The sequence below is a fragment of the Bifidobacterium sp. WK041_4_12 genome (assembly GCF_041080795.1).
Classification (GTDB): Bacteria; Actinomycetota; Actinomycetes; order Actinomycetales; family Bifidobacteriaceae; genus Bombiscardovia; species Bombiscardovia aquikefiricola.
In genome coordinates this window covers 998,256-1,020,561 of sequence record NZ_CP129674.1, presented here as the reverse complement: position 1 = coordinate 1,020,561, position 22,306 = coordinate 998,256, and the positions used below count along the sequence as shown (strand labels likewise).

Sequence of the window (22,306 nt, the reverse complement as noted above, 5' to 3'; positions counted from 1 at the left end):
GAGTCATTATCAATCCTCTAACAGTATAAGAAGTATTAGCACTCACTATGGAAGACTGCTAACGACTTCGTTATCAGCTAAGCCTTGCGAACCCGATAGCAATTCTGCTGTTGGACACACGAATTCCAGCGCTGTGTGTCGTCTGCGAAAGCTAGCATAGTAGAGCAATGTGAGGGTCGCATTCGCATTCGGCACCTGCCAGATGCGAGGCCCACTAATTGGAAGGAAAGTTGATCACATATGACCGATTTTAAGTGGTCTGAGCTGGACGACCGCGCAGTCAAGATGGCGAAGGTCCTCTCTGCAGATGCGGTTGAGAAGGCAGGAAGCGGCCATCCCGGCTCCCCAATCTCTCTGGCTCCAATCGCCTATACGCTCTACCAGCATTTCATCAAGCACGATCCAAACGACCCCAAGTGGGCGGGACGCGATCGTTTCATTCTCTCAGGTGGACATGCTTCCCTGACTGAATACGTTCAGTTGTTCTTCTCAGGCTATGGCCTGACCCTCGATGATCTGAAGAAGTTCCGCACCGCCGGAACGCGCACTCCAGGCCACCCTGAGTATGGCTTGACTCCAGGCATTGAAATGACAACCGGTCCGTTGGGCCAGGGTCTCGCCTCTGCCGTCGGGTTCGCATACGGTCAGCGCTACCAGCGTGGACTGCTCGATCCTGACGCGAAGGCAGGCACTTCACCATTCGACCACAAGGTCTGGGTCATCTGTGGTGAAGGTGATGTCGAGGAAGGTGTCTCGTCAGAGGCAAGCTCACTCGCAGGCAATCAGGAACTCGGCAACCTCACCGTCATCTTCGATGCCAATCACATCCAGATTGAGGGCGACACCAAGCTCGCCTTCGGTGAAGACATTCTCAAGCGTTACGAAGCCTACGGCTGGTACACCGACGAGTTCAGCTTCATTCAGCCAGACGGAACCTACAAGGAAGACACTGAAGGTCTTGCCAAGGTTCTTGAAAAGGCTGAAGCTGTTACCGATCGTCCAAAGTTCATCAAGGTTGATTCGCTCATTGCATGGCCAACGCCAGGCAAGACCAACGATCCATCTTCACACGGTTCAAAGCTTGGCAGCGATGCCGTAGCTGGCCTCAAGAAGGTTCTTGGCTACGATCCTGACAAGAGCTTTGAAATTGACGACGAGGCACTTGCTCACGCTCGTGAGGTTGCACAGCGTGGACTTGAAGCACATGCCGAGTGGGACAAGAAGATGGACACCTGGAGAAAGGCAAACCCGGACAAGGCCGCTCTGTACGACCGCATCAGCCAGGGCAAGCTTCCCGAGGAGTTCGACAAGGCAATCGACGATCTCGTTGACAAGTTCGAAACAGGATCCAAGGTTGCAACTCGCAAGGCTTCCGGCGCCGTCATCAACGCAATCGCCGCCGTCATGCCTGAACTTTGGGGCGGTTCCGCCGATCTTGGTGGTTCCAACAACACCAATATCAAGGGTGCTGCCTCATTCATCCCCGTCAAGGATGCAACGGTTCAGTGGCCAGATGCCAACGTGTATGGCCGCCAGCTGCACTTCGGCGTCCGTGAGTTCGCGATGGGTGCTATCACCAACGGCATTCTGCTCGGCTCCGACACCCGTCCATTCAACGGCACCTTCTTCCAGTTCTCCGACTACGAGCGCCCATCCGTTCGTCTCGCAGCCCTGATGGAGATTCCAAATCTCTACATCTGGACCCACGATTCTGTGGCACTCGGTGAAGATGGTCCTACACACCAGCCAATCGAGCATCTTGCCGCCGTTCGCGGCATTCCTCAGCTCGAGGTTGTCCGTCCTGCCGATGAATACGAAACCGCAGAAGCATATCGTTACTTCTTCGAGAAGGACAACACGCTGCCAACGGCTCTGGTTCTGACTCGTCAGGGTGTCCCCACCCTTGAGGAGACCAAGGCAAAGGCTCGTGACGGCGTTCGCCGTGGTGCCTATGTTCTGGTCGACACTGAAGGTCAGCCTGATGTCCTGATCATGGGCACTGGTTCTGAAGTTCAGCACGCAGTCGCTGCTGCCAAGTCTCTTGCAGATGAAGGCATCAAGGCACGCGTGATTTCAGTTCCATCCATGGAATGGTTCGAAGAGCAGGATGCAGACTACCGCGAAGAGATACTTCCTGCGGCCGTCAAGGCACGTGTCTCCGTTGAAGCTGGCATTGCAATGCCTTGGTACAAGTACCTGGGAAGTTTCGGCAAGCCAGTATCCATCGAGAGCTTCGGCCTTCAGGGTAGCGGCGACGAGAACATGCGCGATCTTGGTATCACAGCCGAGCATGTTGAAGATGCTGCAAAGGCTTCCATAGCCGCTGTTGAGGCAGCTGAGTAAGTCAGGTTTGTGATGTGTTCGGGAGTGAGTGGCTTGTATGGTTGCAACCGCTCACTCCCCCGCATGAATACAGTTTTGTGAAGGAATTTAAGGAGTAGTAATGGCAGAAAATGAAAACACACAGCGTACGAGTGACTCTGGCGTTTCAATCTGGCTCGATGATCTGAGCCGCACCCGCATTGAGTCGGGCAGCTTGCAGAAGCTCATCGCCGAGAAGAACGTCGTGGGCGTTACCACCAACCCATCCATCTTCCAGAAGGCATTGAGCCAGGTCGGTCCTTACGATGCTCAGCTCAAGGAACTCGGCAAGGTTGACGTTGAGACCGCCGTTCGTGAACTGACCACAACCGATGTTCGCAACGCCACCGACATCTTCGCTGATGTTGCCAAGAACACCGACTTTGTCGATGGACGCGTTTCCATCGAAGTTGACCCACGCCTCGCACATGACACCGCCAACACTGAAAAGCAGGCCGTGGAACTGTGGAAGAAAGTCAACCGTCCAAACGCCATGATCAAGATTCCTGCAACGCTTGAGGGCCTTCCAGCAATCACCGCAACACTGTCCAAGGGCATTTCAGTGAACGTTACACTGATCTTCTCCCTCGAACGCTACGAGCAGGTCATCGATGCCTTCATCGAAGGCATTGCACAGGCAGCCGAGAACGGTCACGATCTGAGCCGCATGGGTTCAGTCGCTTCCTTCTTCGTCTCCCGCGTTGACACTGCCGTTGACAAGCTCCTCGAAGCCAATGGCTCCGACGAAGCCAAGGCACTCGAAGGCAAGGCAGCTGTTGCCAATGCTCGCCTTGCATACGAACTCTTCGAGAAGAAGTTCGCTGAGGATCCACGCTGGGCAGACCTTGAGGCCAAGGGTGCCAAGAAGCAGCGTCCACTGTGGGCATCGACCGGTACCAAGAACCCTGCATACTCTGATTGCAAGTATGTTGACGAGCTCGTTGCCAAGAACATCGTCAACACCATGCCAGAGAAGACGCTGGATGCTCTTGCAGCTCACGGCAACGGCAAGCCTTCCATCGTAGACACCTATGAGGAAAGCCACGAAGTCATGAACAAGCTTGCGGAGCTTGGTATCAGCATCAAGGAAGTCACCGACAAGCTTGAGGCTGATGGTGTTGCTGCATTCATCAAGTCTTGGGACTCCGTGCTCAGTGATGTACAGTCCGGCATTGACCGCGTCAACGGCTGATTGCTCAGACAGTACTGAACACCAGATACAGTAAAGTAAAGCGCTTGTTCTCGAATGTGTCGAGAACAAGCGCTTTACTATATTCCTATGCAGAAATTCCTATGCAGAAAGCCCCGGCACATGCCGGGGCTTTCTGCATAATAAGTGTGTGTCAGGTTTAGATGAGGCCAAAACGCTTCATCACACCAAGAGCGATGATGATGACCACCCATGTGATGGCGACGATAACCGTCAGCCTGTTGAGATTCTTCTCTGCGACTCCTGAAGTGCCTGCGTTGGAGCTGATACCGCCGCCGAACATGTCGGAAAGACCGCCACCCTTGCCCTTATGCATAAGAATGAGCAACGTCAACAGAATGCTGGCAATAACCACGATGGCTTGCAGAACAATCTTAAGTATGGTCACGTGAACCTCCACCTTTAATCAACTATCACCACAATACAGCATCGCTAGGAATAAAACTCCTGAATCAATTCCTAGTTGCGACTTTTTCAGCTATTCGAGCGATATTGGCGAATTCGTCTACATCCAAGGAAGCTCCCCCAACCAAAAAACCGTCTACATCAGGTTCTGAGAGCAGCTGAGCCGCATTCTTCGAAGAAACCGAACCCCCATAGATGATGCGCACCGATTGAGCGACATGGGTATCAAAAGTCAGTCGAATGTGATCGCGAATGGCGCGAGCAGCATCCTGCGCCGATTCGGGGGTAGCAACAAGACCGCTGCCAATCGCCCACACCGGTTCGTAGCCGATAATCAACTGCTTGGTCTCGTCTTCCGACAGATCGCGCGTGACATCATGAACCTGACTGACTGCAAATTCGAGTTCAATGCCCTGCCGACGTTCCTCGAAACTCTCGCCAACGCAAAGAATCGGTTGCATGCCTGCTGCAAGAACGGCCCTGACCTGATCGACAATGTTCGCATCATCCTCAGGATGATACTTTCTGCGCTCGGAATGACCCACAATCACATAGGAACATCCCAGATGGGCAATCATATCTGCAGACACATCCCCGGTAAAAGCCCCTTGTGAAGTAACCGAGACCGCCTGTGCCCCATATTTGAGATGCAGATTGTCCGCCTCGACAAGCACCTGAACGCTGCGCAGAGAGGTGAATGAAGGAAGCAGCGCGACTTCGCACTTTCGATAGTCAAAATGCGCATCTCGCAAGGTCCATGCAAGCTTCTGCACGAAATAGGTAGCTTCGAGATGATCGAAATTCATCTTCCAGTTTCCCGCTACCAGTGGTTTCCGTGCCATCGTCGCAACCTTCCCTCTTCCATGCCTCTATCTTCTATGCCACTGTGCCTTACTATGCTGCTGTGCCTTCTCACACCATGCAAGTCATTCAATGTGCTGGCCCGTGGACGTCCCATATGAATGAATCGGACGCAACCGAATTCGATGTCGTCCGATTCAACGTTCGATTAACGCCCGATTCCTAGATTACTCAAGAACCTTGAGTCCTGGGAGTTCCTTGCCCTCGAGGAATTCCAACGATGCGCCGCCACCGGTTGAGATGTGGGAGAATCCGTCCTCCGGGAAGCCGAGGTTTCTTACAGCCGAAGCCGAATCGCCACCACCGACGATGGTGAACGCTCCTGCCTTCGTTGCGTCGACAAGACCCTGTGCTACGGCCTTGGTGCCTGCTGCAAAAGCCGGGAATTCAAACACGCCCATAGGACCATTCCACACGACCGTTTTGGAATCGACGATCTTGTCATGGAAGAGCTTCTGTGAGTCAGGACCAATGTCAAGACCCATCTTGTCCGATGGGATTCCATCGGCGGCAACCGTCGTATGCGGCGAATCGGCGGCAAAGGCGTCTGCAACGACGATATCCGTTGGCAGGACAAGCTCAACGCCATTCTTCTTGGCCTCTTCGATGTAACCCTTGACTACGTCGATCTGGTCCTCTTCGAGCAGCGAAGTGCCGACCTCATAACCTTGAGCTTTGAGGAATGTGTAGACCATGCCACCGCCGATGATCAGACGGTTGGCATTGCCGAGCAGATTCTTGATCACACCGAGCTTGTCCGACACCTTCGAGCCACCGAGAACGACCGTCAGAGGACGCTCTGGATTGACGGTTGCATGGGAGAGAGCCTTGACTTCCTTCTCAACCAGCAGACCCGCTGCCGAAGGCAGATCAGCCGCAACGTCATAGTTCGAACCTTGAGCACGATGAACGACACCAAACCCATCGGAAACGAAGACCTCACCGAGAGCGGCAATCTTCTTGGCGTAGGCGGCACGCTCAGCTTCATCCTTGCTGGTCTCTTCAGGATTGAAACGAACGTTCTCAAGCAACAGGACTTCGCCATTTTCAAGCTTGGCAACCTTGCTCTGAGCATCCTCGCCGTAGGTGTCTTTGGCAAGGGGAACTTCGATTCCCAGCAGTTCGCCAAGACGCTTGGCCACGGGTGCCAGACTCAGATCAGGAACAACCTTGCCCTTGGGACGGCCAAGATGCGCCATAAGAATAACCTTTGCACCATCGTTGCGAAGGGCTTCGATAGTTGGCAGAGCAGCCTTGATACGTCCATCATCGGTGATGGTCGTGCCTTTCAGCGGAACGTTGAAATCAGCTCGAACCAGAACACGCTTGCCTTGCAGATCTCCAAGGTCCTTGAGTGTCTTCATAGACTATCCTTTCTCGCCGTGCTCATCGAAATCGCCATGTTGCAACGATTCTGTCTCACGCACGAACAGTGGTTTACATCACATAACAGTTCACAGACTACAAGGGGGAACGAACAATGTACCTGAGATTTACTGAGCTGCGAAGGTGCTCATTCGGCTGCAACAATCCCGCCGCGTGAACAGTCGCAACAGCGCTGGACGCATATGCAGCACTGAGCCCTAAGGAGCGACTCAGGGATTCAGTCAACGGCACGATTATTCTGTGCCTGCTGCTTCTCCACCTTGCTTGCCAACTGGAGCAACCGCCGAATGCGACCAGCTATGGCGTCCTTGGTGACCGGCGGATCTGCAAGACGTCCGAGTTCCTCAAGGCTTGCATCGCGGTGATCGAGTCTCAATTGGCCGGCAGCACGCAGGTTGTCGGGAACATCCTTGCCAAGAATCTGGAATGCCTTCGTAACCTTCTCGCTGGCCTCGACGGCAGCCTTCGCGCTTCTGCGCATATTCGCGTCATCGAAGTTGGCGAGACGATTGGCCTTGCCGCGAGATTCCCCGTCGCTGCGCTTACCGGTCCACTCTCTGGCCGAATGTGGCGCACCGATGAGATTCAACATGCGCTCAATCGCATCAGGATCACGCAGTGTGACGCGCTCCGAGCTGCGCACCTGTCGCGCCCTTGCGTTGATGCCGAGGCGACGAGCAGCCCCGACCAGGGCGAGTGCCGCTTCAGAACCAGGGCACACTATCTCAAGATAGCTCGCCTTGCCAGGATCGGACAGTTCGCCATGCGCAAGGAACGCCCCTCGCCAAGCTGCCTTGATCTGAGCTATGTTGCCGCCGACTATCTCTGAAGGCAGTCCGCGAACCGGACGCTTGCGACGGTCAAGCAATCCAGTCTGCAAGGCCAGTGCCCCTCCCGCGCGCAGCACTCTGACCGAATATCTCACCACCATGCCTGTCGGCATCTGGCGAGAAACCTCAATGACATCCGACTCGTGGCCGTATACCTCTTGAATCGTGGTCTGCAACCACTGCGCGGCATCGCGAGAATCAAACTGAGCTTCTACAACGATGTGTCGTTGCACAAGATGAAGCCCGCCACCGAAACGTATCATCGTTGCGGCCTGGGCCTTCTTCGCTGCAGGTAGTTCGTTGTCGATTGCGGCGAGTTCGCTTTTGACATCATCCAGTAGAGCCAACAGCTAACCTCCTACAGTTACATGCGTGACTTGGTTAAAACATTTGGTTTCTTCCCGAAACCTACCGGCTATCTGTGATACCGAATATCTTGGACATTTCATGAGGATATTCACCATAATGAACTCGGTATGCCGGTATCCTTCGGCCTCACCCAACACTCCTGACGTTGTTCCATCTACTCCCGCTTTCGCTGAAGTTCACGTGCTGAGACGGTGACGGACAACCCCTGATTTCTGAGGATCTTTGCCAAAGCCTCGCTCATGGCAACAGATCTGTGCTGACCTCCGGTACAGCCTATGGCAATGGTCACAAAGTGCTTGTCTTCGCGGGCATAGCCGCGAATGGCCGTCAGGATGGCTTGGGAGTAATACTGCAGAAATTCGGTTGCCTGTGGACTGGAAAGAACGTAATCGCTGACTGGTTTGTTCAAACCATTGAGTTCACGCAGTTGCGGAACCCAGAAGGGATTCGGCAGAAAGCGCACATCGGCCACGAAATCGGCATCCAGTGGAAGACCATATTTGAAGCCAAAGCTGAAGATATGCACGGTTACGGTTTGCGGACCCTTGCCAAGCAATGCATCGTAGAGTTTTGTCGATAGCTGGTGGACGCTCAAATGCGATGTGTCAATCACCACATCCGCACGATCCTTCAGGTTCGAAAGCAAGTCGCGCTCTTCGTTGATGCCATCGATGAGTCTGCGTCCATGCTGAAGAGGATGCGGTCTGCGCACGGATTCATAGCGCTTGATGAGCACGTCATTGTCTGAGTCCAGGAACAGGATTCGATATTTCACTCCGAGATCGTCCAGATGGCTGAGAACAGCTGCCAGATCATCAAAATAGGAGCGCGAACGCACATCGATGACGGCTGCCAGCTTATGAACCTTGGAACCGGAGGATGTCATCATATCGACAAGAGGGACAAGGAGCTTGGGCGGCAGATTATCGACGACGTACCATCCCATGTCCTCGACGCTGTCTGCAGCCCGAGATCGCCCTGCACCGGACATTCCGGTGATAAGCAGCACCTCGAAATCGTCAGCGGGTTCCGGTGAGGAATCCATGTTCTCCTGCTCAGACTTCGAACTGATCCGATCGGTCATTTGATTGCCTCCTGAACCGCCATGCGCATCGTCATGTCGAGATCTGCAGGCATATGCGCCTGTTCCGTTCGCGTCATCAGAGCTACCTGAGGTATGGCCTGGTATATCAGCATTTCCTCTCCCGTTATCGCGACAGCTCCCAGCTGCGCACATGTATTCACCAACATACTAGGGCGAGGTTTATACACCACGTCAAGCACGACTGCATTCAGGCGAATGCTCTCGCTGATCCATAGCCGTGCCACAGAATCGGCAGCATGCGCAGGAAGCGTAGAAACGATGTATCGTCTATCGCTGATATTGCGCGGTATCTGGTCGAGCGACCATGATGTAGAGGTCATGGAAAGCTCCGAACAGAGCTGTCGAAGTCTGTGCTTGGCGGCTTCGTTTCTTGCAATGATGTCTACATGCCTCACACCGAGAGCGGAAAACGCTGCTATGGCGGAGGCTGCAGTGTTGCCGCTGCCTATCACCACAGCGTCATGGAGGTCGTCGTTGCTGCTTCGCTCGGTGACATCGCTACTCAGCTCAGCATGTTCGAGAGCCTTGATGATGCCTTCAACGTCGGTGTTGTACAGGGAGATTGTCGGGGCTGTTCCAGGAGAAGCCATCCAATCCAGCACTGCCGTATTGGCAACATTCAAGGTGCGGGACCAGCGGTCGCACGCTTTTCCCAAAGGCATCACCATCTTTTTCAGCGGCATTGTGAGACTCAAGCCAGCCCATGTGCTATCGAGTGAAGCGATGAACGAGGCCAGTTCGTCTGCGTGAACATTGTGGCGACGATAATCCCAGTCAGACAGATTCAGGCGTCGATAGGCGACCGAGTGCAGCAGTGGAGAAAGCGAATGCGCGATCGGGCTTCCTAGAACCGCACAATGATGCACGGAAGTTATCCCCTCATGCCGGTCCAGCTGAACGGACGCATCGCCTGGGCTATTCATATCCGCTGCTCCTATACTTGTCGGTCATAGCCCAATCAGATTCTTACGGGCATCTGTCCTGATTGTGCCATGCTCATATAACATTTGTGCCATATTCGGCTATTGAGCAGTTGAGGAAGACGATGCATCATCCTTATGAAGCGCATCGAAGATGGCAGCAGCCTTGGATGCTCCGACTCCATTCACCGTGCACAGCTCTTCTTGACTTGCCGCCTTCATCGCACGCACCGAACCAAAATGACGCAGAAGACGTTTCTGATATGCAGCGCCAATGCCGGGGATGTCATCCAGCTCAGAACGCAATGCACCTTTCCGACGCTTCTGCCGGTGGTAGGTTATCGCAAATCGGTGAGACTCGTCTCGAACCCGCTGCAACAGATAGAGCCCCTCTGACTGCCTTTTCAAAATGATCGGATAGTCATCGTCACTGACCCAGACCTCTTCAAGCTTCTTGGCAAGGCCACACAATGCCACATCGCTGATGCCAGAGTCATCCAACGCGCGCTGTGCTGCAGCGACCTGCGGCTTTCCACCATCGACGACGATCAGATTCGGCTTGTATGCAAAGCGATGAGGGGCGACACGCTGCTGCACGATGCCTTCCGAACTCTCGGCAAGCTGCTCCCCCGATCCCTGTGCACGTTCAATCTCGCGTTCATTGCTCATATCCTCGCCGGAGTCACCAGCGACATTGCCATGCTTGAATCGACGCATCAGGGTCTCGTAAATTGCCGAGGTATCGTCGATGGCACCGTTGCCGTCTTTGCCGCGTATGGCAAACCTTCGATATTCGGATTTCTTGGCGACGGCATCCTCGAAGACGACCATCGAAGCGACCTGGAATGCACCGCCGACAGTGTTCGAAATATCGTAGCATTCGATGCGCAGGGGGGCCTGCTGCAGTCCCAATGCCCTGGCGACGTCATTCATGGCTTCGGTGCGAGCTCCGATATCGCTGATTCTGCTCATTTTGCTACGCAACAACGATTGACCTGCATTCGCACGCGCACGGTCCAGCAGAGCCTTCTTCTCGCCACGTTCAGGCACGTGCAGTCTCACAGCGGAGCCACGACGATCCGAAAGCCATGTTTGCAACGCTTCCATTCGCTTGGGGACCAGAGGCAGAATCACTTCCCTCGGGATTGGTGAAATAGGTGCGAGAAGATCGGCTCGCCCGGTCATTTCCTGACGTTCATGCCGTTCACGCGTTGCCTTGGAACGGGTGATGGCATCGGTTGCCGTAATGTGCTGCGTCGAACCGAGGGCATCGCGAGCCCTGGATACGGCTATGCCCGTATGATGAGCCTGATAGCCAGCAGGGAACTCGCCGCTCAAGGCGTTGAGCGCATCGTCGTCAGCTTCTTCCAATGCCGACGCTGCTTCGGTATCTCCATCCTGCTCCGCGATCTCTGACTCGGCGTGGATGGCTTTTTGTGTGATGTTCCTCGTTTGGGATTCGTTTTCTTCAATCAGCACCGAATACACCTGAGTGATTAGATCGCTGACGAGCTCCTCGTCGCTCACATCCTCGACGCGTTCGACGCTCCAGCTGCGCTCACCTCGGATTGCACCCGATCTGACGAAGAATGCATGCACGGATGCTTCCAATTCATCAGAGGCGAGACCAAATACATCAGCGTCTACATCGCTGTCAAACACGACGGCATTCTGTTCCATCACCGTTTTCAGCATCGTTATCTGATCTCGCAGGCGCGCGGCCTTTTCAAAATGCAGGCTTTCACTTTCAGCCTTCATATGATCCTTGAGCGCTTCCAGATAGCGCGCACCTAGCCGACCTGTCATGATGCCGATGATTTTTTCCTGGTTGCGTCGATATTCCCTGAGCAGTTCGCGGTCGATGGTGTGAATGGTCACATTCGAGCGGTCGTAGACTCCAGGAGTCACGTCGGAAATCGGAAACGCAATCAGCAGCTTGTCCAGCGTTCTGCGCAGGTCGCGCACTTTCGCATAGGGGCCGAAATATCTGGTGTTTCGACGGTTTCTACTGCGCGTTATCCAGATTCTCGGCAGTTGGTTTCCCAATGACATCGCCAAGTAGGGATAGGTCTTGTCGTCACGAAAGACCACGTTGAAGCGCGGATCGAACTCCTTGATCCACGTGTATTCGAGCGTGAGCGATTCTAGCTCAGTGCCGACAACGGTCCATTCCAGACTTCGCGCCGTGAGCACCATCGTCTGAGTCCTGGGATGCATCTGGTACAAGGGCTGAAAGTAATTGGTGAGCCTGTTGCGCAGGTTCTTAGCCTTGCCGACATAGATGACGCGCCCTTCGTCATCACGCCACTTGTACACTCCAGGCTGATTGGGAATGTCACAGGTCTTGGGTCTGAAAAGGTCACGCGTATCACCCAGCAGCGGCGCACCATTCTTGTTGACCTTGCGCCCCCCGTCGCCATCCCCGTCGGAACCGGTCAAAGGGATCTGTGCCGATTGAATCAGCGAACGTGCTCTCATCTGCCACACCTGTGGGGAATGACGTTCAATAAAACCAATAGTCATCCGTGAATAACCTTATTGTCGTTTCAGCATCGGTTTCAGGAACTTGCCTGTCCAGCTGTGTGGATTGTCAGCAATATGCTCAGGGGTGCCCTCATCGACAATCGTACCGCCACCGTCACCGCCTTCAGGGCCGAGATCGATGAGCCAGTCAGCACTTTTGATGACATCGAGATTGTGTTCGATGACGATAACCGTGTTGCCCTTGTCCACCAGACCTTGCAGCACGCGAAGCAGCTTGCGAACATCCTCGAAATGAAGACCGGTGGTCGGTTCGTCAAGAATGTAGACGGTCGTCCCATCCGAACGCTTCTGCAGTTCGGTCGCCAGCTTCACTCGCTGCGATTCGCCTCCGGAGAGTGTGGGCGCTGGCTGCCCTAGACGGATGTAACCCAAGCCCACATCGACCAGAGTCTTCAGATAGCGATGAATCGAAGGGTAAGACTTGAAGAACACGCTAGCCTCTTCGATGGGCATATTCAGCACTTCGGCCACATTCTTGCCGTTGTACGTGATTTCCAGCGTCTCACGGTTGTACCGCTGGCCGTGACACACCTCGCACTGCACATAGACATCTGGCAGGAAGTTCATCTCGATTTTCAGCGTGCCATCACCATGACATGCCTCGCAGCGGCCACCCTTCACGTTGAACGAGAAACGACCTGGACCGTAGCCTCGAACCTGCGCCTCCGGGGTCTTGGCAAAGAGCTGGCGAATCTTGTCCCATACGCCCGTGTACGTGGCTGGGTTGGAACGTGGCGTGCGCCCGATGGGGTTCTGATCGACGTGGATAACCTTCTTGAGCTGATCAATGCCTTCGATTCTGGTGTGCTTGCCTGGAACGATGCGAGCACCGTTGAGACGGTCTGCAAGGGCAGGATAGAGAATCGAATTGATGAGCGTGGACTTTCCTGATCCAGAAACGCCTGAAATGACCGTCATCACGCCCAAAGGAATCTTTGCCGTGACGTTCTTCAGATTGTTCTCACGCGCGCCGACAATCGTGATCTGCTTGCTCTTGTGAATCTTTCTGCGTTTCTTCGGCATCTCAATCGAGCGTCTGCCTGCAATGTAATCGCCGGTTATCGAACCCGCAGCATCGGCAATCTGACGCGCCGGTCCAGAAAACATGACCTTGCCGCCATGCTCGCCGGCACCGGGACCGATATCGACCACCCAGTCGGCTTCTTCGATTGTCTCCTGATCGTGTTCTACGACGATGAGGGTGTTGCCCAGATCGCGGAGATGATGCAGGGTTTCGATCAGTCGCTCATTGTCACGTTGGTGCAGGCCTATGGACGGCTCGTCCAGAACGTACATGACGCCGACCAGACCGGAGCCGATCTGCGTTGCCAGACGAATGCGCTGAGCCTCGCCACCGGATAGCGTTGCCGCTGCACGAGAAAGCGTGAGATAGTCCAAGCCGACATCATTAAGGAAACCGAGCCGGGCCCGGATTTCCTTCAACACTTCCCCAGCAATCTTTGCTGCCGAGCCTTCCAGATGCAGTTCAGAAACCCATTGCAGACCTCGTACCACTGGCATGTCGCACACATCTGCGATGGATTCGTCCTTCACCGTCACGGCAAGAACCTCGGGCTTGAGTCGCTTCCCCTGGCATGTCTGGCAAGGTATTTCGCGCATGTACGATTCGTAGTATTGGCGCATCTGGTCGGAGTCGGTTTCATCATGACGACGCATCAGCGAGCGGATAACGCCTTCAAAGCCCGTCGAGTATTCGCGCAGCCTTCCCCAACGATTGCGGTACGAGACGTCCACCTTGAATTCGTGACCGTAGAGGACGGCATGACGAACCTCATTCGGCAGTTCTTTCCAAGGTGTCTTCATCGAGAAGCCCATCTCTTTGGAAAGCGCCTCAAGAAGATGCTGATAGTAATCCGACGTGGATTTGGTCCCGCCCCACGGTTCAATCGCACCCTCGGCAAGCGATTTATCAGGATCGGGAACGACAAGCTCAGGGTCGATTTCCAGGCTGAAACCCAGACCAGAGCACGTTGGGCATGCGCCATATGGAGCGTTGAACGAGAAAGTGCGTGGTTCTATTTCATCCAGTTCGAGAGCATGTCCATTCGGGCAGCTTCGATGCTCCGAAAACGGCTGACGTCGTTCAGGACTCTTCTCATCGACATCGACGAAATCGGCTATCACTGAGCCATGCGCAAGTCTGAGAGCCGTTTCTATGGAGTCCGTCAGACGCTGGCGAATGCCTGATTTGAGCACCAGCCGGTCGATGACTACCTCAATCGTGTGCTTTTTCTGCTTCGTCAGCTTGATATCGTCATTGAGCTGATGCATGGAGCCATCGATCAGTGCACGCGCATATCCGTCAGAGCGAAGCGTCTCCATCAACTCCACGAACTCGCCTTTTCTGCCACTGACCACCGGGGCCAGCACCTGAAAACGGGTGCCATCGCTGCGGCTGAGCAAGGAGTCCACAATCTGCTGAGGTGTCTGCGCGGTGACCAACGCTCCACACACAGGGCAATGGGGAATGCCTGTACGAGCAAACAGCAGACGCAGATAGTCGTAGATTTCCGTAATCGTGCCAACCGTCGAACGCGGGTTGCGATTCGTGGTCTTCTGATCGATGGAAACGGCAGGGCTTAAGCCCTCGATGAAATCGACATCGGGCTTATCCATCTGACCAAGGAATTGACGCGCATACGCGGAGAGGGACTCGACATAGCGGCGCTGACCTTCTGCGAACAGCGTGTCGAACGCCAAGGAGGATTTTCCTGAACCCGAAAGCCCGGTGAAGACGACCATGCGGTTCCTGGGAAATTCAAGACTTACATTCTTCAGATTATGCTCACGGGCACCCTGAATGACGATCTTCCTGTCGTTGGGAAGGGTCGAGATATCCGCGATAAGCGTATCTTTCGTCGCTTTCATGGGTGGGTTATGAATGAGGTCGTGCACGCGGTCAAGCTGTGCCGCCTTCTCTTGCGATGCATGTTGTTGCAATGTCTGCACTATGGATTCGCTTCTATTCGTGGACTGTCGATGAACTGAGAATATCGTACATCCATTGAAGCACATACTTCGAACATCTGTTCGATTTTCTCACTAGGCGTTTTCTGTGCGGTGCGCGTCATATCAAGCGTTGTGCCTGATTGTGTGCAAAACTAGCCTTAGCGCACATTGATGAACGGCACATTGATAAGCGGCGTATTGATGAATGTGTACATTGCTGAACGATCATCAGATGAGGGGGATGCATGAGCATGAATCACACGGGTCTGGAAGACAGGGACACAACGACAGAGACGAAGGAACATGCCACGCAACGAATCTCCCAGACAACCGTGCTGTGGATCAGCTGGGCAATCATGGTCGCCTTCAACGCCTACGCAGAGCTCGCCCGACTTGGAGGGACGACGACCGGAGAGATTTCCAACAGGGAATTTGCATGGTTCACTCCTGCGGGATATGTGTTCGCCATCTGGGGAGTCATATACGTCGCCCTGGCCGTCTTCCTTGCCGTGCTCCCCCGTGAACAGATGCCATCCCTGTGGCACACCGGTTTCAGCGCAGTGGGCATGCTGTTCGTCATCAGCTGCATTCTCAATATCAGTTGGCTCATCGTATGGCATTATGGACAATTTAGCGCCAGCATGGTCATCATCGTCGCCACAGCCATATCCGTCTGGGCGATGTATGCCTTGCTGAGGCAAGCACAGGCGGGCATTCTTGCATGGGCGCCCATGTCGATCTACGCGAGCTGGCTGACCATAGCCACCTGCGCCAATGCTTCGTATCTTGCCGTCCATCAGTATCCGCACATCGAAACGACCGTGCAGGCCACGACGACCTTCTTCCTGCTCATTCTGCTGCTGGGAGGAGCTTTTGCAATCCGCACACGCCTGAATGACTGGGTAAGTCCACTGGTCGTCATCTGGGCTGCCATCGGCATCGGCGTTCGCCTGTTCACCGCATCTGCGCCCATAGGGGTCATCATTATTGCCATGACTGCCATAGGTGCACTGCTGATTTACTTCCCATGGCAGCACTATTCAATCGTGCCCAACAAGCCTTCGCAACCATCCTTGAGCTGAAACATCAGACGTGTCTACCACATGTGGGACATCGGCTGGCATGAGGGTCAGGCCGTGCTGGCGCAGCAATTGTCTGGCGAATCGTGCAACAGGCGACCTGCAAGGAACGATGTGCGCATAATCCATATCACGACCAATGTTATGATGGTCGATTGGGTTTGCAGGCTTCCCACATGAACGCCTGTGCACTGGGGCGCCGAACAGGGCGACCAATCAAATTTTCTCCAATATGAAGGCGGATGAGGTATGGCAATCGAGGCACAGGGGCTAGAAATTCGGATAGGCGCCCGATTGTTGCTTTCGCCAACGAACTTCCATGTCGGCAAAGGCGACCGTATCGGTCTGGTCGGCCGCAACGGTGCGGGAAAAACCACGCTGACACGAGTGATTACGGGTGACATGCTGCCCTCGGCCGGCAAGGTTCGCGTATCCGGCAAGCTGGGGTATCTTCCTCAGTCCACTCATGCAGCCGACCCGAACCAGAGTGCCCTTGACCGCGTCATGAGTGCACGCGACATCGCTTCGATCATCACGCGTCTGCGCAAGTCCGAGATTGACATGACCAATCCTGACCCTGACATCATGGAAAAGGCCATGAACCGCTATGACAAGGCGCTGCAGGATTTTGAACAGGCCGGTGGCTATGCCGCACAGTCCGAAGCCATCGCCATGGGTGAAAGCCTCGGACTCGATCAGGAAATTCTCAAGCGGACTCTGGGAACCCTGTCAGGCGGTCAGCGCCGTCGTATCGAGCTTGCAAGAATTCTCTATTCCGATGCCGATACCTTGATTCTGGACGAGCCGACGAACCATTTGGATGCCGACTCAATCGAATGGCTCAAGAACTATCTGCGCCATTTCGAGGGAGGATTCCTCGTAATCTCCCATTCGACGGAATTGCTGGACGAAACCGTCAACAAGGTGTGGCATCTCGATGCGCAGCTCGGGCAGATTGACGCCTACGCGCTTGGCTGGAAGGCGTATCTCAAGCAACGTGTGGTCGATGAGGAACGCCGACGCCGCGAGCGCGAGGTTGCCGAGAAGAAGGCCGACCGTCTCATGAAGCAGGGTATCCGTCTGCATGCCAAGGCCACCAAGGCAGTCGCGGCACAGAACATGATGCGCAGGGCTGAGCGTCTGCTTGAAGGCACTCAGGAGGCGCAGCGCGACGAGAAGGTTGCGGATCTGAGATTCCCAGAACCTGCGCCGTGCGGTCGCACGCCCATCATGGCGAAGGACATCTCGAAGGCATACGGCTCCAACATCGTGTTCGCTGGCATCAACCTTGCCATTGACAAGGGCTCGCGCGTGGTGATTCTCGGATATAACGGAGCTGGAAAGACCACGACCTTGCGTCTGCTGGCAGGCATTGAAAAGCCCGACACCGGTGAGGTCGATTTTGGTCATGGTGCAAAGATCGGCTATTTCGCTCAGGAACATGACACCTTGGATAACGATGTCACCGTGTTGGAGAATCTTCAGCATGTTGCCCCTGAATTGGACAACACGCAGGCTCGCACGATTCTCGGTTCGTTCCTGTTTTCCGGCGAGGATGCGATGAAACCCACCTCCGTGCTTTCAGGTGGCGAAAAGACACGTCTGGCATTGGCGACATTGGTGACCAGTCGTGCCAATGTTCTGCTGCTCGATGAACCGACCAACAATCTCGACCCTGCCAGCCGCGATGAGATTCTGAAGGCCATATCCAAATACGAGGGTTCCATTGTGCTGGTAACCCACGATGAAGGCGCTGTCCAGGCGCTGAATCCTGAACGCGTGCTGCTGATGCCCGATGGTGACGAGGATTTGTGGAACGACGAATATCTTGATCTCGTAGCCGAAGAGTAGCTCCCCGGGTAGAGTTGATGTGAGAGTGTCAGTTCATCACATTGACTTCGATTTGAGGGGGTAGATTGCAATGTCGTCATCTTTTCTCAGCGCTTCAGTGGGTTCGAATTCCCAGGTGAACGTGGCAGCGGGTGGTGACTTCCTCTGCGAGGCGTTTGATTCTCGTACGGTTCGGTCCTTGGAAAAGCCCCTGCTTGACATGGGTGTTCCTCTGATGCAGACCGCAGCTTCCGCCGTTGCAGCGACCGCCCGTGTGATGCTTTCCCACATCGATGTTGAACTTGACCAGGCTGATGTTGTGGTGCTTGCAGGCGTAGGCGATAACGGTGGCGACGGCCTGTTTGCAGCCGCCGAACTCAGCCAGGCTGGTGCTTCAGTCAGCGTGATTGCGGTGGGGCGCAGTCTTCACCCAGAAGGTTTGGAGGCATGTCTGCGTAGCGGCGTCGAAGTTGATGCCATGGATCCGCATGCAATCATCCCGGGTTGCGTGACGCCGGGTGATTCCGAAGAGAGTTCGGAACGTCTTGATGATGCGCTCTCGTACATCGCGTCATCGCATCTTGTGATTGATGCGATGACGGGGATAGGTCTTCATGGAAGCTTGCAAGGCATTCCTGCGGCCATAGCCGATGCCTTGGGCGAAAGCGGTGAGCTTCCCGATGATCCGGCGCTCCCCAACACCATCGGCACTCATGGTCTGCCGTTAATCTTGGCTGTGGATACCCCTTCTGGCATTGGCATCGACGATGGGACCCTTCCCGGTGCTTACATCCCTGCGGATGTGACTGTCACCTTCGGAGCGGTTAAGCCTTGTGCGATGCTTCCACCGGCGGCCTATGTCTGCGGCCAGATGGTCATTGTCGATTTTGGCTTCGACACGGAACATGTCGAACCGACAGTGCGAGCGACGACCATGGATGCGGCGGCTCAATGGATTCGTCTGCCGCGTCTGGGCGATTCCAAGTATTCACGCGGAGTCGTGGGGCTCGTCACCGGTTCAGAGCAATATCCGGGCGCTGCGGTCATGTCAAGCACTGCCGCGAGCGCAACGAACGTGGGCATGATTCGCTACTGCGGACCGCGACGTGCCGAAGACATGGTGCTCTCACATCTTCCAGAGGCCGTGACGGGAACCGGCCATGTACAGTCATGGGTTCTGGGATCGGGAGTATCCGTAAAGGATGATGACGCTCAGCGACGGCAGATTCAGGGAATTCTCGATGCTTATGACACTGCGATGGTTGATGGTAGCGATGTCGATGATGCAGACATTGACGATGTAGATACCGACGATGTAGACGTCAACGATGCGGATGAAACAGTGGGCAAAGGCGAGCTTCCTGATGATTCCACTTCGATCAGGCTCTCGGTAAATGCGTCGGAAGCCACGAATGCCGCTTCCGGCAAGCTTGACCAGCCTGTTGCGGTGGTCGATGCAGGCGCTCTGTCATTGCTGCCCGGGCATGTGACCGCCAATGTCATCCTCACTCCGCATGCCGGTGAGCTGGCTGCACTCCTTGCTGCTCGAGGAGAAGAGGTTTCCACCGAGGATATCCTGGCCGAACCACTGAAGTGGGGTGTCCGCGCCTGGGAACTGACAGGCGCGACGATACTGCTCAAAGGCGCGATCACCTTGATAATCTTCGATGATGGCTTGGGCAATCCAACGATTCTCACTTCAGGCTTTGCTCCAGCGTGGACCGGCACGGCCGGCTCGGGTGACGTTTTGGCTGGCATCGTTGGAGCGGTTGTTGCGCAGAATACCGACGCATTGCGTGAGCATCCATATCGAATCGGCGAATGCGTTGCAGCAGGAGCGTATCTTCATGGCATTGCGGCGAGAATCGCGTCCGGTTCGTATCAGCGCGGATGGACGCTGCCCCTGCTGTGTGATCCACATCATGCCCGCAGCTTTGTCCAACGGCTGGGCGCATTGCTTGATGGAGATGCCTACGCCACCAAGCCCATGCTCGGTCATCCGATTGTCGCCTCTGACATCGTTGCCCATATCCCTGCAGCGTTGACTCTCCTGGTCGAGAATCGCGTAAGCTATATTGCCGAAATCGATGACGAACTCGACGATGAATCCGACGATGAATCCGACGATGAATCCGACGAGACATCTGACGAAACAGACATCGATTCCGATTTTGGGCCAGAAGATGCAGATGACACCGATGTTCCAGACGACACAGATGTTCCAGACGATCCAGACGACACCGACGATATCTCAGAAAACGATGGCATCTGATTCAATACGGCGAACAAGCCGAAGGTAATACCAGTCACGCAGATTCATCAACTCATAAGGGTGAGGAGTTCCATGCTAATCATTATGCGACATGGCCAAAGCACATGGACGGACAAGTCCGTGAACCGCTTCGCCGGTTGGGTCGACATTCCACTGACTCACATCGGCATCGAGCAAGCCAAGCGAGCGGGCGGATTGCTGCAGCAATCGAATCTGAAACCTGATGTAGTATTCACCTCGCTGTTGCGCCGTTCAATAGTGACGGCCGACATCGTGCTCGACGGCATCGACCGCTCCTGGATTCCTGTGCAGCGCTCATGGAGGCTCAATGAGCGTCACTATGGCGCTTTCCAGGGCGAAACACGTCCTGCCATGCACGATCAGTATGGTGATGAACTCTTTGCGACCTATCGTCGCTCATATGATGTTCGACCACCGGCCATAGATGTCGATTCACCATTCTTTCAGGGCAAGGATCCGAAATATGGCCCACTGCTTCAGGATGGCCTCGATGACAAGAAACCCTCTGAGATTCGTTCTGAATGTCTCAAGGATCTTTCGCAACGCCTCCAACCATACTGGGACAAACGCGTAGCCCCGCTGCTCGTTGCAGGGAAAACGGTGCTCGTGGTCACGCATGGATCTGTTGTGCGAGCCATTGTCAAGATGCTCGAGCATGTCAGCGATGAGGACATTCGCTCGATCAACGTGCCGACTGGCGTTCCCATGATCTATGACTGTGGGGTTTCTTCCGATGGAACGCTTGCAGCGCTTGGACCGGGACGCTATCTCGATCCAAAGGCTGCAGAGCAGGGCATCGCTGAGGTCTCTGCGCTGGGGCAATCGGAACGAGGGCAATCCAAGCAATGACAATCAAAGCAATACGACAGCGCGGATATGCATGGCTGCATGCATCATTGTCACGTGCGAAGACTCAGGGTTCACGCAACTCTAGGTTATAAGCGATTTGAGCAAAATTGCCTTTTGCTATAAGTTATGCATATGACTCTCCTGCAGTTGAAATATATCGTCAAGATCGTTGAATGCGGCTCCATGAACGAGGCATCTCACGAACTCTACGTTTCGCAGCCCGCTCTCAGCTCGTCAGTCAAGGAACTGGAAAATGAGCTGGGCATCGATATATTCACCCGCTCTTCGCAAGGGATCGCACTGACTGTCGATGGTGCAGAATTCCTGACATATGCACGTCAGGTGCTCGACCAAACATCCCTGCTTGAAGAGCGGTACAAGAACGCGAAACCCCGCAAACAGCTATGCCGTGTTTCCACCCAGCACTATATGTTTGCGGTCGAGGCTTTCGTCGAGATGATCAGTTCAACGAATTCGGATGAATATGAATTCACGATCCGAGAGACCCGCACGCGCGACATCATCAATCAGGTGGCCAACATGCAGTCCGAGATAGGCATCATCTACCTTTCCGACTTCAACAAGGATGTATTGGGCAAGCTGCTGCGAGGCAAGCATCTTGAATTCCATCCCCTGTTTCGTGCAGGATTGCATGTCTTCCTTTCTCGCAACAATCCGCTCGCGTCCAAGTCGAAAATCACGATGAAGGATTTGGAACCCTACCCATTCCTGCAGTATGAGCAAGGCGAAGAAGGCAGCTTCTACTTTGCGGAGGAGGCCGTCTGGCCTGAGTACTCCCCCAAACAGATCAATGTGACTGACCGTGCCACAATTCTGAACTTCATCGTCGGATTGAACGGATACACAGTCTGCACAGGAATTGACAACGAGGACTTGAACAACGAGAAAATCGTTACCGTGCCTCTGGAATCTGATGAATCCATGCTGGTTGGCTGGATCAGCAATGAGCGCGCCAAGCTCTCAAACGCAGCAAGCATGTATCTCGACAAGCTTCGCAGCGTCCTCGACTCCCACGGCTACACCATAATCGACTGAAACCCCCGTCCCCGAGTCACATCAGTGCTCATTGTGAACTCATCAAAGTATTAACCCTCAAAAACAGTGTTTTTGAGGGTTAATTTGGGTAAAAATGGCCGTTGATACTTTCATGAGTTCACAATGAACGGCTTATCCCTATTCTGGGCACTTATGCAGCGTAAACCGGAAGGCGCTCTGTACATGGGAAACGACAAGTTCACGAAGATGCGACAAAGCCTGACACATACATAGTCAA

At 54.5% G+C, this 22,306-nt stretch carries 15 protein-coding genes; 7 read left to right on the top strand and 8 right to left on the bottom strand.

Annotation, left to right across the window (positions count from 1 at the left end; genetic code table 11):
* Window positions 1–240: 240 nt before the first annotated feature.
* Window positions 241–2,343, top strand: coding sequence for a transketolase (tkt, locus tag QN215_RS04365; protein WP_369344877.1), 2,103 nt, complete (start codon window positions 241–243; stop codon window positions 2,341–2,343).
* A gap of 100 nt (window positions 2,344–2,443) precedes the next feature.
* Window positions 2,444–3,553, top strand: coding sequence for a transaldolase (gene tal, locus QN215_RS04360; RefSeq protein ID WP_369344876.1), 1,110 nt, complete (start codon window positions 2,444–2,446; stop codon window positions 3,551–3,553).
* 157 nt (window positions 3,554–3,710) lie between these two features.
* Here the strand turns inward: tal and secG are convergent, their stop codons facing one another.
* The 8 genes from secG to uvrA form a co-directional block, all read right to left on the bottom strand.
* Window positions 3,711–3,959, bottom strand: a complete 249-nt coding sequence (gene secG, locus QN215_RS04355) for a preprotein translocase subunit SecG (RefSeq protein ID WP_094694005.1) — start codon at window positions 3,957–3,959, stop codon at window positions 3,711–3,713.
* A 64-nt stretch (window positions 3,960–4,023) separates the two neighbouring features.
* Window positions 4,024–4,818, bottom strand: a complete 795-nt coding sequence (gene tpiA / locus QN215_RS04350; RefSeq protein ID WP_369344875.1) for a triose-phosphate isomerase — start codon at window positions 4,816–4,818, stop codon at window positions 4,024–4,026.
* A gap of 186 nt (window positions 4,819–5,004) precedes the next feature.
* The gene (locus tag QN215_RS04345) at window positions 5,005–6,201 is read right to left on the bottom strand and encodes a phosphoglycerate kinase (protein WP_369344874.1); all 1,197 of its coding nucleotides are present in this window, start codon (window positions 6,199–6,201) and stop codon (window positions 5,005–5,007) included.
* A 239-nt stretch (window positions 6,202–6,440) separates the two neighbouring features.
* Window positions 6,441–7,400, bottom strand: a complete 960-nt coding sequence (gene whiA, locus QN215_RS04340) for a DNA-binding protein WhiA (protein ID WP_369344873.1) — start codon at window positions 7,398–7,400, stop codon at window positions 6,441–6,443.
* A gap of 176 nt (window positions 7,401–7,576) precedes the next feature.
* A complete protein-coding gene (gene rapZ / locus QN215_RS04335; protein WP_369344872.1) occupies window positions 7,577–8,506 on the bottom strand; it encodes an RNase adapter RapZ in 930 nt (309 codons plus the stop codon).
* The gene (locus tag QN215_RS04330) at window positions 8,503–9,450 is read right to left on the bottom strand and encodes a shikimate dehydrogenase (protein ID WP_369344871.1); all 948 of its coding nucleotides are present in this window, start codon (window positions 9,448–9,450) and stop codon (window positions 8,503–8,505) included. Before QN215_RS04330 ends, rapZ begins: the two co-directional genes overlap by 4 nt.
* A 99-nt stretch (window positions 9,451–9,549) precedes the next feature.
* Entirely contained in the window at window positions 9,550–11,970 is a 2,421-nt protein-coding gene (gene uvrC, locus QN215_RS04325) for an excinuclease ABC subunit UvrC (protein ID WP_369344870.1), read from the bottom strand.
* A gap of 12 nt (window positions 11,971–11,982) precedes the next feature.
* Window positions 11,983–14,880, bottom strand: a complete 2,898-nt coding sequence (gene uvrA / locus QN215_RS04320; RefSeq protein WP_369345064.1) for an excinuclease ABC subunit UvrA — start codon at window positions 14,878–14,880, stop codon at window positions 11,983–11,985.
* A gap of 326 nt (window positions 14,881–15,206) precedes the next feature.
* Between uvrA and QN215_RS04315 the strand changes: the two genes are divergently transcribed.
* The 5 genes from QN215_RS04315 (at window position 15,207) to QN215_RS04295 (ending at window position 22,068) form a co-directional block, all read left to right on the top strand.
* Window positions 15,207–16,043, top strand: coding sequence for a TspO/MBR family protein (locus QN215_RS04315; protein WP_369344869.1), 837 nt, complete (start codon window positions 15,207–15,209; stop codon window positions 16,041–16,043).
* Window positions 16,044–16,289: 246 nt separating this feature from the next.
* Window positions 16,290–17,891 (top strand): ribosomal protection-like ABC-F family protein, encoded by a 1,602-nt coding sequence (abc-f, locus tag QN215_RS04310; protein ID WP_369344868.1) that lies wholly within the window; start codon window positions 16,290–16,292, stop codon window positions 17,889–17,891.
* A gap of 70 nt (window positions 17,892–17,961) precedes the next feature.
* Window positions 17,962–20,142: a bifunctional ADP-dependent NAD(P)H-hydrate dehydratase/NAD(P)H-hydrate epimerase gene (locus tag QN215_RS04305; RefSeq protein ID WP_369344867.1), complete on the top strand. Its 2,181-nt coding sequence runs from the start codon at window positions 17,962–17,964 to the stop codon at window positions 20,140–20,142.
* A 72-nt stretch (window positions 20,143–20,214) separates the two neighbouring features.
* Window positions 20,215–21,012: a 2,3-diphosphoglycerate-dependent phosphoglycerate mutase gene (locus QN215_RS04300; protein ID WP_369344866.1), complete on the top strand. Its 798-nt coding sequence runs from the start codon at window positions 20,215–20,217 to the stop codon at window positions 21,010–21,012.
* A gap of 132 nt (window positions 21,013–21,144) precedes the next feature.
* Window positions 21,145–22,068: a LysR family transcriptional regulator gene (locus tag QN215_RS04295; RefSeq protein ID WP_369344865.1), complete on the top strand. Its 924-nt coding sequence runs from the start codon at window positions 21,145–21,147 to the stop codon at window positions 22,066–22,068.
* Window positions 22,069–22,306 lie beyond the last annotated feature (238 nt).

What these genes read in the sequence shown, in the direction of transcription:
- tkt (WP_369344877.1), top strand. Translation starts at nt 241, where the DNA reads ATGACCGATTTTAAGTGGTCTGAGCTGGACGACCGCGCAGTCAAGATG.
- tal (WP_369344876.1), top strand. Translation starts at nt 2,444, where the DNA reads ATGGCAGAAAATGAAAACACACAGCGTACGAGTGACTCTGGCGTTTCA.
- tpiA (WP_369344875.1), bottom strand. Translation starts at nt 4,818, where the DNA reads ATGGCACGGAAACCACTGGTAGCGGGAAACTGGAAGATGAATTTCGAT.
- QN215_RS04345 (WP_369344874.1), bottom strand. Translation starts at nt 6,201, where the DNA reads ATGAAGACACTCAAGGACCTTGGAGATCTGCAAGGCAAGCGTGTTCTG.
- rapZ (WP_369344872.1), bottom strand. Translation starts at nt 8,506, where the DNA reads ATGACCGATCGGATCAGTTCGAAGTCTGAGCAGGAGAACATGGATTCC.
- QN215_RS04330 (WP_369344871.1), bottom strand. Translation starts at nt 9,450, where the DNA reads ATGAATAGCCCAGGCGATGCGTCCGTTCAGCTGGACCGGCATGAGGGG.
- uvrC (WP_369344870.1), bottom strand. Translation starts at nt 11,970, where the DNA reads ATGACTATTGGTTTTATTGAACGTCATTCCCCACAGGTGTGGCAGATG.
- uvrA (WP_369345064.1), bottom strand. Translation starts at nt 14,880, where the DNA reads ATGAAAGCGACGAAAGATACGCTTATCGCGGATATCTCGACCCTTCCC.
- QN215_RS04315 (WP_369344869.1), top strand. Translation starts at nt 15,207, where the DNA reads ATGAGCATGAATCACACGGGTCTGGAAGACAGGGACACAACGACAGAG.
- abc-f (WP_369344868.1), top strand. Translation starts at nt 16,290, where the DNA reads ATGGCAATCGAGGCACAGGGGCTAGAAATTCGGATAGGCGCCCGATTG.
- QN215_RS04305 (WP_369344867.1), top strand. Translation starts at nt 17,962, where the DNA reads ATGTCGTCATCTTTTCTCAGCGCTTCAGTGGGTTCGAATTCCCAGGTG.
- QN215_RS04300 (WP_369344866.1), top strand. Translation starts at nt 20,215, where the DNA reads ATGCTAATCATTATGCGACATGGCCAAAGCACATGGACGGACAAGTCC.
- QN215_RS04295 (WP_369344865.1), top strand. Translation starts at nt 21,145, where the DNA reads ATGACTCTCCTGCAGTTGAAATATATCGTCAAGATCGTTGAATGCGGC.